Here is a 12,837-nt window from a genome sequence, read left to right on the forward strand (position 1 = left end):
AAAAAAGGGTATCTAAATTAGATACCCTTTTTTATTTATATTAACTAACTACTAGTAAAAAGTAGCTCTGTTATCTTCAATTTCTGAAGCTTCTTTTAAAGCATTAAATAAAGCTGTATTAACAACAGCAGATTTAGCATTTCCAACTCTATTAGCAGCCGCTTGATAGTTTGGTAATTCATCAGCAGGTGTAATTTTTGTTACCTGTACTACAAATACTCCACTATTACCAACAACTAACTTAGAAGTTTCACCTTCTTTTAATCCGAAAGCTGTTCCGATTACTTTTGGTTCTCTTCCAGCTCCAGATAATGTTGGGTTTTTCATATTTACAGCTAAAGATGTTTTTACAGTTTGCCCTTGAGCAGCAGCTATATCATCTACAGTAGTTGCAGAGATAGCATCCATTATTTGTTTAGCCTTCTTCTCTTTTCTTATTTCAGGTAATGCTGTAACTGAAGCTTTTTCTGGTGTCATTAATCCTTCTTCGTTAATTCCAGTTAATACTGCAACAGCATAACCACCTCCAGGAACATTAAAACTCTTAACTGCTCCAATTTTATCACTTTCAAAAGCCCAACGTACAATTCCTCTTTGGCTTCCTAATCTTGGAATACTCTCATCAAGCACTTTAATATTACTTACAGTTTCAACCTCTAAACCTTGTTCTTTAGCAATTTCTTCAAAGTCATTACCAACAACCGCAATTTCGAACTTAGATTTCTTATTAAACACATCGTCAATAGTTTTCTCTGAAGCTTCAATAGCGTGTGCTAACGTAGCAACTTTAACAGCTTTTTGCTTGTTTCCTTGACTTAAAATTTCGATAACATGATATCCAAAAGATGTTTTTACAACTTCTAAATCTCCAGTATTATTTTCGAAAGAAAACGCTTTGAATTCTGGAGCATAACCATCTGTATAAGCAAACTCAATTTCTCCATCTTTTTCATTACTTACTTTATCTGATGATAACTCAAGTAAACTTTTAAATTTAGAACGGTTTCCTTTTAATACATTATAAATACTATCTGCAGTAGCTTTTGCTTGTGCATCTGTTCTAGTTTCTGTAGCAGCTACTCTAGTTGCTCCAACAAATGGAATTAATATGTGTCTAACTTTTGCTGAATCAGGAATTTGCTTTACATCAACCATTTTAGTTAACTTGTAATACGCTCCATCTTTATATGGTCCATATACACTACCTTTTTCTAAATTGTAAATACTATCTGCAGCAACAGATGGTAAAGCAGATTTAGCTACAAAAGCATCATAATACTTTATAGCAGAATTAGCATTAACATAAGTTTGGTGGTCAGTAACATTTTTAAATCCAACTATGTTATCATTAGCTTTTGTAGTTTCATTAAACTCAACTTTATCATCAACTAATGCTAATAATCCTTTTTTGATTTCTTCTTCATCTTCTTGAGATGCTTCTTCTTTAAACTGCACAAAGAAAATATCTCTTGAAGCTTCAACTTGATACTTCTCTTTATGATTGTTAATATAATTAGAAATCTCAGACTTGCTTACAGAAATAGTACTATCTGCAATTGTTGTAAAAGGTATTTGTACAAATTTTAAGTCAACTTTATCGTTTTCTAATTTATAATCTAACTCTCCTTCAGTTAATGTACCAACGATACCACCTTTTACTAGGTTAAAATATGTTTGTTGCACACCACCTTCAGCAATGTTTTTTTCAAAATTATTCCATGCTTCATAGTTTATTGGAGAACCATTTAACATTGTAGTTTCTGGAGAAATTGCTTTTAAATTTGCAATAAACTCATTTAACTTATCTTCATCAAATACACCTGCTTCGTTTTTAAATTCTTCAAAAGTAGATAGGCTTTGTTTGATTAAGTCTCTCATTTGATCTTTCTCTACAGATAAACCTAAAGCTTCAAACTGACCTTGCATAACAGCATTTCTTACTTCTGTATCCCAAACTCTATTCATAGCTTGTGTACTTGATAAAGAGTTTCCGTACTGTCTTTGTGCATTTTCAACTTTATTCATAAAATCATCACGCTGAATATCTACACCATTAATTGTAGCTATAACGTTTTGAGATTTCCCTGAGAAACCTGAACCACTTTTGAATAAATCAGCTAAGACAAACGAGAATAATGCCATCGCAATTACTAATATTAAGAATAATGAACGTTGTCTAATTTTATTTAAAATTGCCATTTGATGTTTAATTTTTTAAGAAATATAGTGCGCGAAAATACCAATTTCTATTAAATAATAAAAGTAGAACAACGTATTAATTGCCTTATTATAGGAATTTTATTCCTCTGGTAGTATTTCAAGCGAAACACTATCTATTTTAGTGTTAGAAACTTCGGTAATTGTAAATAAGAAATTCTCTATTCTAACTTTTTCGTTTTTCTCAGGAATTTCTTCTGTACTATTAACTATTAGTCCCCCTAAAGTTTCATAATTTTCGTTTTCAGGAAAGTTGAGTTTATAAGCTTCGTTTAAGTAATCAACCTCTAATCTTGCAGAAAAATTAAAATGTGTATCACTAATTTTTTCTTCTAACAACTCAATGGAGTCATGTTCATCTTCAATTTCACCAAACAGTTCTTCAACAATATCTTCTACAGTCATTATACCAGAAGTACCTCCATACTCATCTAAAACAACAGCTAAACTTTTACGTTTTTTAGTAAGAGCATTTAACACATCTTTGGCTAGCATTGTTTCTGGAACAAACTCTACAGGCATTATCATGGACTTGATTGATTTTGGTTTTTTAAACAAATCAAAAGAATGCACATAACCTAAAATATCATCAATGGTGTCTTTATAAACAATGATTTTCGAATATCCAGTAGAAATAAACAACTCACTTAAAGACTTAATTGTATCATAAATTTCAACAGCAATCAACTCGGTTCTAGGCACCATAACCTCTCGTGACTTAACCTCTGAAAACTCTAAAGCATTTTGAAAAATTTGAATTTCGCTATCAACTTCATCATGTTCTTCAACAGACTCCATTTGCTCACTAATATAATTACCTAACTCTACCTTAGAAAAAGCCAATTGTACATCATCTCCTTCGGTTTTAAAAAATGTTTTTAAAACAACATCAGAAATCCAAATCACAAAATCTGAAATTAACCAAAAGAGTATATAAAAAATGTATGCTGGTAAGGCAAAAAATTTAAGTAGTGTATTGGCGTATATTTGAAAAAATACTTTAGGTAAAAACTCTGCAGTAACTAAAATAATAATTGTAGATATTACTGTTTGAGTTAACAAACTTAACTCGTTAAAGAGGTAGTTTATAAAATCATAATTAGTTGGTAATTGTGCCTGAAACCAATCTACCAAAAGATCACCCATGAAAAGACCATATATCACTAATGCTATATTATTTCCAATAAGCATAGTAGCAATAAACTTAGAAGGTCTAGCTGTAAGACGTGTTAATATTTTAGCCAGAAACCCTTCTTGCTTTTTTTCAATCTCTATGTGAATTTTATTAGAAGACACGTAGGCTATCTCCATTCCAGAAAAGAATGCAGAAAACAATAAAGAAACAACAATAATTATGATGCTTAAAGTCATTTTTAAAGCTTGCCTCTATCGTGGAATCTTTTACTATATTTTTTTCTAAAGAAAAACATAAATACTGCAAGCGCAGCAAAAACTAATGACACATATGAACGATTTCTATCGACATTCCAATTAGAAATTGCATCATAAATAAAAAGTACAGCAAAAAATACGTATGCGTACTGTAAGATTTTAATTAACTTCATTTAAATTGTTTTGAGCTGTAATTTATTATACAACTATGACGATACAAAGATAGGAATTATTCGTCTATGTATATTCTTCCTGTAACCTCTAAAACTTGAGCGTTAGTAAAGTTTTTGTTGGAGTCGAAACCATTACCATCAGTTATATACTCTGATGTTCTAAATTTCACTGGTTGATTTGTAAACAACCACTCTGTTTTTTGGTCGTAAAACAATTGCTCTGCAAAAAGCGTATCGTTAGCATGAGTTGTTAGCACGACATTACCTTGAAGGTCTATTAAATCGGTTTCATTATATACTATAGCATAATCTGAAACTACAGTACTTTTATTATTGTCTTTATCATACAGTGTTAAGTTAACACCTTCAGGAAACTCATAAAATGCAAACTCTCTATTAGAATAATCAAACATTTTAGGACTCACCAAAACAGAAGTCAATTTACCAGAATCGGTATACTTTGTATTAATATTTTCTGCTATAGAAGCAGGACCTCCTTTAGAAACACCAATACTTTGCACTTCCTTTAAACTGTTAGTACATGAAAAAAACAAAGTCACAGCAAAAACTGTGACAATGTTTAATAATATATATTTAAATGTTTTGTCCATTATAGTGTAGGTACTTTAACACTAGAACCTATCCAACATCCAATTTTAATAGTTTCACCTGCTCTACCTGACGAGAATATTTCACTCTTTTGTGGTGCTTTTGCATTATAATTTGCGACAGACTTAGCTGCAGATTTTTTTAATGTTGGGTCAACCTTTCCTGCTCTAGCTGCTTCTTGAGCTGCTAACCAGTACACTGCTCTTTTTGAGAAGTTATCTGTACCACAATTATTAGCACTTTTAGCATACATTTGCGCAATTGCTAAGTGACATCTTCCCATTGATGGGTTGTTAGACAAAGCTTTTCTGTAATAGCTTCTTGCTTGTCCATAGCTACCCTTTTTCTTAAAGCTAGTTGCAATTTTATATAAAATCTTAGCTTTCTTGAATTTATCAGACTCTAACTCTACAGCTTGATTGTAATATGTTAAAGCTTCTGAACTTTGTCCAGCTTTATCTTTTAATAATCCAATATAGAATGCAGTTGTTGCATTAGGCTCTAAAGCATTTTTTTGCTCTACTATTTTCACAAATAATGGATCGTCTGTACATTCTTTAGCAAACATTCTGTTCATAGCTCTTTGTAACCAAACACCATCGTTTTTAAATTCTTCAAAATCGTTAGTATAAATAGGGATAAGAATTTCACAATTTGCTCTGTCTCCCATTTTTTTATCTATACTTCCAGAAATTTGATCGTAAGCAGTTAAATAACTATTATAAGATTTTAACTTTTTAGCATCCTTAGAGCTTATCTGTATCTCTTCCTCACCTTCTTTTGGTGTAAATTTATTTTTCTTCTCAGTATAATTCTTAACTTCAGATTCTACTTTTTCAGTAATTTCATCATACTTAGTAAATAATTGCTGAGGCGTTTTTTTACCTTCATCATATAAATCTACCATTAATGAGAAATAAGTATATAAACTTTTAGGGTTAGTAAATGTTTTAGCATCCGCTTTATAAGCAGCATCAAAACAGTTATATAACTCATCTTTAGACTTCCCTAATTCTTTTCTATTATCGTATTGTAACTGACAAGATTTAGCCATGTACTGACCTTTTGGAGTTTTAGATGCAAAATGCTCTCCTCTTTGATCCCAAAGTTTAATTAAATCGTTTACGAAAGCTAATTTATCAGCTCCAGCAGCACCTTTAATTTTATGCTTTAATATTTTTTCTCCATATACATATATAGCATTATTAAACTTAGGATTTCTATTTCTTAATTCCATCCATGGCGTATATGCAGCATCATAATTTTTTGCTTTAGCATATTCCACAAAAATGGAAAGTGTAGCCATATCCTCTTCATTACTTTGAGCACTTACAAAATTAACGCTCACAAACAACATTGCTATTAAAAGTGTAATCTTAGTTTTCATAATTCTTATTTTGTTATTCTAGTAGTTAATTAAATTTTCTCTTTTCGAACCATCTATCATTTAATGATAAACTAAGCTGGAAATTTATGAAATTTTCTTGAACTAAATTAGCTTTTGTAGTACCTCTTTTTCCTACTTCAAAACCAAAGTTAGCATTTGAGAACCATCGTCCAACTGGTAATCCTACACCAAAAGATATGCCAAACTCATTAATGGCTTCATTATTTACTTCTAAACCTGTATTCTCAAAACGCATTCCTGCTCTATACACTACTCTTTTCCAATAGTTGTTAAAAGAAGAATACTGTGGAATATAGAAACCTCCAATCGATATTGTTGATGCATCTTCAAAAGTTGTATTATCAACTTCTACTACACTATTAGAAAACTCACTTGTTTTTAAAGCAGTGTATTCAGCTCCAACGAACCACTTTCTTGGTTGGCCAATTCCTAAACCAAACGCAGTCCTTGAAGGTAAGGTTAAATTTGTTCTATGTAAACCAAGAGCATTTAAATCAACTACAATTTCATTTGCAGCAAATTCTTGACCTGTTGTAAAGTTTGTTACAATAGTAGAAAAAATTCTTTCATTATTTGAAGTTAAATCTGCTGCTGGCGAATATGTAAGTCCAGATGTTAATTGTAGCTTATCAGATATCATTGGTGTATATGTTACTCCAAAATTAAAGTTTAAACCACTTAAATCTGATCTATTTTGCTCTCTACTTTGATATTGTAATAAATTACCTTCATTGTCATATACAAATTCTACAGAAGTATTTTGAATATTTCCAAAATTATAATGAGCATCAACTCCTACACTTAAATCCTTAGTTACCTGATATCCTATTCCAAGGAACACTTTATTAAGCCCTCCTTCACCTCTGTATCTATGTGCTAATAAATCTTCATCATTAAGTGACTGTAATTTATATCCAACCGAAGTATATGGTAATAAACCAAATCCCATTCCAAACTTACCCATTGGAACAGATAGTGCTAAATAATCAAAAGTAGTTGTACTAGCCTTTTCTGAACTTGAATCACCTTTTAAACTAATTTCAGAATGAGATCCTCCTACAGTATATTTAACTGCTCTTCCTTCATTATTAAAACTCTTTAAAGGCATTCCTCCATATGACGCAGGGTTTCTAAAGTTCATATGTATACTATCAGTATAGATACTTAATCCTCCCATACTTCTGTTCTCTACGGTACCTTTAAACTTTAAACTTCCAATACCGTAAAATGAATATGGTGAACTTGTACCTTCTTGAGAGTGAACATTAAATGCTAAAACTGCAAATAAAACTAGACAGAGCTTTTTAATCATTATTTTGAATTAAATTCTAATATAAAATTCAAACCTTCCAAAAGAAAATTTGAGTTCGCAAATATGCTACTTTTTAATCGCTTAGACAAGAAATCTGCATCGCCTCCTGTTAAAATAACTGTTAAATCTTCGTATTTATCACCATATTTTTGCACAATTCCATCTATTTCGTTCAAAACACCATTAATAACACCAGAATGAATAGCATCTTCTGTTGATTTTCCAATAATATTTTTTGGCATCTTTTTTTCTAATAACGGTAAGTTGGCTGTTAAATTATTTAATGCATAATAACGTAATTTAATTCCAGGAGAAATTGCGCCTCCTAAGTAATTGTTTTTTTCTGTTATAAAATCGAACGTAATACAAGTTCCTGCATCTATAATTAAAACATTGTTCTTAGAATATTGATGTACTGAAGCACACACTAAAGCTATTCTATCTACTCCAAGTGTTTTGGGTGTTTTATAAAGATTTCTAAATGGCAATTTCGTTTTTGAGCTAAGCACTGTTAGTTTAGTAACTTTTTCAAGCTCTAAAACATCCTTTTCATCTAATTTTCCAACAGAAGAAATAATAGATTTCTCTATTTCTTGAAACTCTTTTAATATTTTTTTTACGTTGATAATTAAATCTTCAATCTTTACTATTTTCTTACAAAGCAATGTACCTTCTTGAAAAACAGCTAATTTCACATTTGTATTTCCAACATCTATTATTAAATTCATATAAATTTTTAAAGCTGTAAATTTACAAAACGAATTTTTATAAAAATTCCTTTGTGAATATTAAAAATGAGTATATATTTGCAACCGCTTTAGCGAGGTACCTTAGCTCAGTTGGTAGAGCAACGGACTGAAAATCCGTGTGTCCCTGGTTCGATTCCTGGAGGTACCACAAAAAACCCGAACAAATGTTCGGGTTTTTTTTTATTACTAACAATCCAATTCTCTCTTAATTCTACATAACTATATTAAGCAAAAAAGGTATGACAACATAAATTTATGTTATCACACCTTTTAATAAGTTAATCAAAGTCAAGTTATACTGTAGTCTCTAAAGAAGCGACTCCTTTTAACATAACTTCTGTCATCTTTTCTATATTAAAATCATGACTCCAATTCCAATCTAATCTTGCTACTGAATCATCTATTGATTCTGGCCAAGTGATTGCTATATTTTGTCTAAAATCTGGCTTATAAGTAATTTCAAACTCTGGTATATGCTTTTTTATAGAATCTGCTATTTGTTTTGGTGTAAATGACACTGCAGCTAAATTATAAGAAGATTTTATTTTTATATCTTCTTCAGGCACATTCATAATATCCACAGTTGCTTTTACTGCATCATCCATAAACATCATAGGAAGTGCAGTGTTTTCATCTATAAAACTTTCATATTGTTTATTCTTGATAGCTTCATGAAAAATCTCAACGGCATAATCAGTAGTTCCTCCTCCTGGTAATGTTTTCCAGCTTATTATTCCTGGATATCTAATACTCCTTACATCTACACCATAATTCTTGCTATAATACTCACACCATCTTTCTCCAACTTGTTTAGTAATACCATAAACCGTTGTTGGTTCCATTACAGTATGCTGCGGTGTATCAACTTTAGGTGTTGTAGGCCCAAAAACTGCAATACTAGAAGGCCAAAATACTTTGCTTATATATTTTTCCTTAGCTAAGTTTAAAACATGAAATAAAGAAGTCGTATTTAAGTCCCAAGCCAACTCAGGATACTTTTCTCCAGTAGCACTTAACATAGCTGCCATTAAATAAACTGTATCAATATTATGTTTTTCAATACAGTTCTTAATATCACTATAACTCTTAGCATCTAGAATCTCAAAAGGACCTGAGTTTACCAAATTTTCATTTTTAGTATTAATATCAGAAGCGATAACATTATCTACTCCATATAAGCTTCTTAACTTAGATGTTAATTCTGAACCTATTTGACCGCAAGCGCCAATAATTAAAGTTTTAGATGTCTCCATTAAATACAACCATTTAAATCGCAAAAATAACAAGAATAGATATTAAAACTCTTATGATTAATAAAAAAATAACGCTTTGAAATGAACGATATATATTAGATATTTGAAACTCATATTTGCCTCAACGCAATATCCTAAATTAGAACAAGTTATTTTTCACATGAAGACTCCATATTTTATAAACTATTCAATTATTTTATTTTTCACACTATGTTTATATAGTTGTAAAACTGACGGCAAAATAAAAGAAGAAACTCAGCAAACGGAGGAAAGTGATAAAAAAGACAATAAAATAAGCTCAAAAGATATTGATCAATTAGATTATACCGAATATGTTCTAAGTGACTTAGCTCTAGACAAAACTAAAGATTGGGCTAAATTTACTGAACTACAAAACCATATTAATTTTTTAACACAAGGTGACTTATCCTTTTTTAAAGACGATAAAGAAATTCTTATTAGTGTTTTTACTGATTTAAAAAAAGAAATTCCAGAATCTGTTAGTGCACCTGAAATAAACGTAAGATTAAGTGTTATTGAAACTACTGCTATAAAACTTCAAGAAACTTCTAATATTTACAATATTGAAAAGACATTGCTTTTAAATTCAATTAAAGACGTATTAGTTGCAAACTCAAATCTTATTTTACAAATAAACAAGAAGTTTGAACGCGAATCTCAAAACATAGAAAAACCTAACTAACAAACACTTACAAGAACACTTTCACATATAAAAACTTAAAAATTTTCTTAATTTTTTGTTAAGATGTAACAAAATTGAGATTTAAGCTTCTAAATAGTAAGTAAATTGTACAATAATAAATACTAACGCAAAATGAAAACTAACTTAAAAAGAGTTTCTCTTTTAAGTGGCATTGCCTTTTTAGGTCTTGTTGCATGTAAAGAAGAGCCAAAAAATGAAGTTGCAGAAGTAGAAAAAATTCCTGGAATTATTTTAGAAAACATGGATACTTCTGTAAGCCCTAAAGACGACTTTTATAACTATGTAAATGGTAATTGGGCAAAAACGAACACAATTCCTGATGAAGAAACTCGTTGGGGAGGATTTGGTGTTTTACGCAAATCAACTAGACAAGATGTATTAGACATCATTAACACTTCCAAAGAATTAGGTACATACGCAGAAGGTACTGACCAAAAAAAGGCATTATTAATTTTCGAATCAGAATTAGATACTATTGCAAGAAATGAAGCAGGTATTGAACCTCTAAAACCAATATTAGCTAAAATTGCAAGCATTAGTAATTTAGAAGAAATGCAAACAATTGAAGCTACAACAATGGGAGTTGCTACACCATTTGCAGGTTTAGGAGCTGGACCAGATTTAAACAACAGTAGCATGAATACTGCTTGGGTAGGTCCTGGAGGAACAGGATTACAACGTGATTATTATCTAGATCAAGACAGTAAGTCTAAAGAAATTAGAGAAAAATACAAAGCTCACGTTTCAAGAATGCTTCAATTTATTGAATACAGTAAAGAAGATGCTGATGCAGCTGCAGCAAAAATTATAGCTATGGAAACGCAGCTTGTGGAGCCTAGATTAGACAAAGTAGCAGCAAGAGATGCTAGAAACTATAACAATCCAAGATCTATTTCAGAATTGCAAGAAATGTGTCCTGCAATAAACTGGAACAAAATGATTACTGATTTAGGAATTAAAAAACAGCTAGATACAGTTCTTGTTGCACAACCAAAGTACATGACTGCATTAAATGATTTCTTAAAATCTACACCAATAGAAGACATCAAAACATTAATCGATTGGACTACAATTAACAATGCAGCAGGATTCTTAACTACAGAAATTGAAAAAGCTAATTGGGAGTTTTACGCAAAAACTTTAAGCGGTTCTAAAAAGCAACGTGATGCTGAAGAAAGAGCCTTAGGTACAGTTAACAACTCAGTTGGTGAAGCTATTGGAAAATTATATGTTGAAGCAAAGTTCCCACCTGAAGCTAAAGCCAAAGCTGAAAAAATGATTGAGAATGTTGTTAAAGCATTCCAAAACAGAATTCAAAAGTTAGATTGGATGACTGATGAAACTAAAGCTAAAGCTATAGAAAAATTAGATAAATTCACGATAAAAATTGCTTACCCAGATGAATGGACAGACTATTCAGACTTAATGGTAAAAGAAGGTAATACATATGCCGAAAACATGATGGCAATAGGCCATTGGGCGATACAAGATAATTTATCTGACATTAACGAACCAATCGACAAAAAAGAATGGGGAATGCCACCTCAAATGGTAAATGCTTACTACCATCCAATAAATAATGAGATTGTATTTCCAGCAGCAATTTTACAACCTCCTTTCTACAATTACACAGCAGACGACGCTGTAAATTATGGAGGAATTGGAGCTGTTATTGGACATGAAATATCTCATGCTTTTGACGACTCAGGATCACGTTTTGATGCCGATGGGAATTTAAAAAATTGGTGGACAGACAAAGACTTAGAAGAATTTACAAAACGTGGAAATGCTTTAGCTGAGCAATATAGTCAAATTGAAGTTTTAGATAGCGTATTTATCAATGGAAAGTTTACTCTAGGTGAAAACATAGGTGATTTAGGTGGTGTCCTTGGAGCTTATGATGGTTTACAATTACATTTTGAAGAAAATGGTAGACCAGATGATATTGATGGGTTTACTGCTGAGCAACGTTTCTTTATGTCTTGGGCAACTGTATGGAGAACTTTAACAAGAGATGATGCTTTAAGAACATTAATTAAAACAGACACTCACTCTCCAGGAATTCAAAGAGCTACACAACCACTTAAAAATATAGATGCTTTTTATGAAGCTTTTGATATTAAAGAAGGTGATGGTATGTGGTTAGCTCCTGAAAAAAGAGTTAGAATTTGGTAAAACATACCTACATAAAAAAAGCAGCTCATTGAGCTGCTTTTTTATTTTATAAACTCTACTCTACTAAAAACTATTCTTTTTTAGTTTCATTTAGCTTTGATGTTAACGCCTCTTTACTAATTAAAGCTAAATTAAAATTTGGAGCCATAGCAATGGCTTCGTCAAATAAAATAATTGCTGCTTCAATATTTGATTGTGGGTTTTCTCTAAACAATGCCAAACCTTTTAAATATAAAAAACCTGCCTTTATTGGCACTTGATAAGGCACTTGAGCCTCATAATATGTTCTCCCTATATCTGATGGTGAATTTGCTAAACCATAAGTAATATTAAGGCTTGCTCCAGCTAAGTCATTAGCCTGAATCTTTAAATCAGCCAACTCATAAGCTGTCATTACAGTTCTTTTACGCTTGTATAATATTTCGTATTGCTGAATAGCTCTCTCTACTTCATTTAATGCTTTTAACGATACAGCCTTTACCTCTAAAGCTAAATCACTATCGTTCTCATTAACATCAATACCAATAACATTCAATGCTTGAACATGCTTACCTTCGTTCATATAATAAGCAGACAAAGTATCTTTCCTAGCTTGATTTGGTTGTAAAATATTTAAATGTGTTAAAGCATTTATTACTCCTTGTACATCACCTTGAGATTTCATTTGATTGTAATACGCCTCGTAATGCTTTAATAACTCACTATTGCTTTGTGCAGTCACTTGAAAAGCACATAATAACATTAATATTCCTATTATTTTTTTCATCATAATTATTTTAAGGTTTCAAATCTAAACAATTATGCGAAACAATAGTAATGCCAATT

At 31.0% G+C, this 12,837-nt stretch carries 11 protein-coding genes and 1 tRNA gene; 3 read left to right on the top strand and 9 right to left on the bottom strand.

Annotated elements, in window-relative coordinates; genetic code table 11:
• Positions 1-51: 51 nt before the first annotated feature.
• The 7 genes from ACLII3_RS03355 to ACLII3_RS03385 form a co-directional block, all read right to left on the bottom strand.
• The gene (locus ACLII3_RS03355) at positions 52-2,199 is read right to left on the bottom strand and encodes a SurA N-terminal domain-containing protein (protein WP_412986477.1); all 2,148 of its coding nucleotides are present in this window, start codon (positions 2,197-2,199) and stop codon (positions 52-54) included.
• Positions 2,200-2,298: 99 nt separating this feature from the next.
• A complete protein-coding gene (locus ACLII3_RS03360; RefSeq protein WP_412986478.1) occupies positions 2,299-3,588 on the bottom strand; it encodes a hemolysin family protein in 1,290 nt (429 codons plus the stop codon).
• Positions 3,589-3,590: 2 nt separating this feature from the next.
• On the bottom strand, positions 3,591-3,782 hold the full coding sequence (locus ACLII3_RS03365; RefSeq protein ID WP_412986479.1) for a hypothetical protein: 192 nt from the start codon (positions 3,780-3,782) through the stop codon (positions 3,591-3,593).
• A gap of 56 nt (positions 3,783-3,838) precedes the next feature.
• Complete coding sequence (gene lptC, locus ACLII3_RS03370) at positions 3,839-4,393, bottom strand: LPS export ABC transporter periplasmic protein LptC (protein ID WP_412986480.1); 555 nt, start codon at positions 4,391-4,393, stop codon at positions 3,839-3,841.
• Positions 4,393-5,778 (bottom strand): tetratricopeptide repeat protein, encoded by a 1,386-nt coding sequence (locus ACLII3_RS03375; protein ID WP_412986481.1) that lies wholly within the window; start codon positions 5,776-5,778, stop codon positions 4,393-4,395. The genes lptC and ACLII3_RS03375 overlap by 1 nt, the downstream gene beginning before the upstream one ends.
• Before the next feature lie 25 nt (positions 5,779-5,803).
• The gene (locus ACLII3_RS03380) at positions 5,804-7,111 is read right to left on the bottom strand and encodes a hypothetical protein (RefSeq protein WP_412986483.1); all 1,308 of its coding nucleotides are present in this window, start codon (positions 7,109-7,111) and stop codon (positions 5,804-5,806) included.
• The gene (locus ACLII3_RS03385) at positions 7,111-7,839 is read right to left on the bottom strand and encodes a type III pantothenate kinase (RefSeq protein WP_412986484.1); all 729 of its coding nucleotides are present in this window, start codon (positions 7,837-7,839) and stop codon (positions 7,111-7,113) included. The genes ACLII3_RS03380 and ACLII3_RS03385 overlap by 1 nt, the downstream gene beginning before the upstream one ends.
• 96 nt (positions 7,840-7,935) lie before the next feature.
• On the opposite strand from ACLII3_RS03385, the gene ACLII3_RS03390 reads away from it, so the two are divergent.
• Positions 7,936-8,008 (top strand) — tRNA-Phe (locus ACLII3_RS03390).
• A gap of 145 nt (positions 8,009-8,153) precedes the next feature.
• Here ACLII3_RS03390 and ACLII3_RS03395 read toward each other — a convergent pair.
• Positions 8,154-9,113, bottom strand: coding sequence for an NAD-dependent epimerase/dehydratase family protein (locus ACLII3_RS03395; protein ID WP_412986485.1), 960 nt, complete (start codon positions 9,111-9,113; stop codon positions 8,154-8,156).
• A gap of 160 nt (positions 9,114-9,273) precedes the next feature.
• Here ACLII3_RS03395 and ACLII3_RS03400 point away from each other — a divergent pair, with 160 nt between their 5' ends.
• A complete protein-coding gene (locus ACLII3_RS03400; protein ID WP_412986487.1) occupies positions 9,274-9,816 on the top strand; it encodes a hypothetical protein in 543 nt (180 codons plus the stop codon).
• Positions 9,817-9,948: 132 nt separating this feature from the next.
• Complete coding sequence (locus ACLII3_RS03405; RefSeq protein ID WP_412986489.1) at positions 9,949-12,012, top strand: M13 family metallopeptidase; 2,064 nt, start codon at positions 9,949-9,951, stop codon at positions 12,010-12,012.
• Between the two features lie 70 nt (positions 12,013-12,082).
• Here the strand turns inward: ACLII3_RS03405 and ACLII3_RS03410 are convergent, their stop codons facing one another.
• On the bottom strand, positions 12,083-12,778 hold the full coding sequence (locus tag ACLII3_RS03410; RefSeq protein ID WP_412986491.1) for a hypothetical protein: 696 nt from the start codon (positions 12,776-12,778) through the stop codon (positions 12,083-12,085).
• Between the last annotated feature and the right edge of the window lie 59 nt (positions 12,779-12,837).

Origin of the sequence: Pontimicrobium sp. IMCC45349, from assembly GCF_047219225.1 — a bacterium.
Taxonomy (GTDB): Bacteria; Bacteroidota; Bacteroidia; order Flavobacteriales; family Flavobacteriaceae; genus IMCC45349.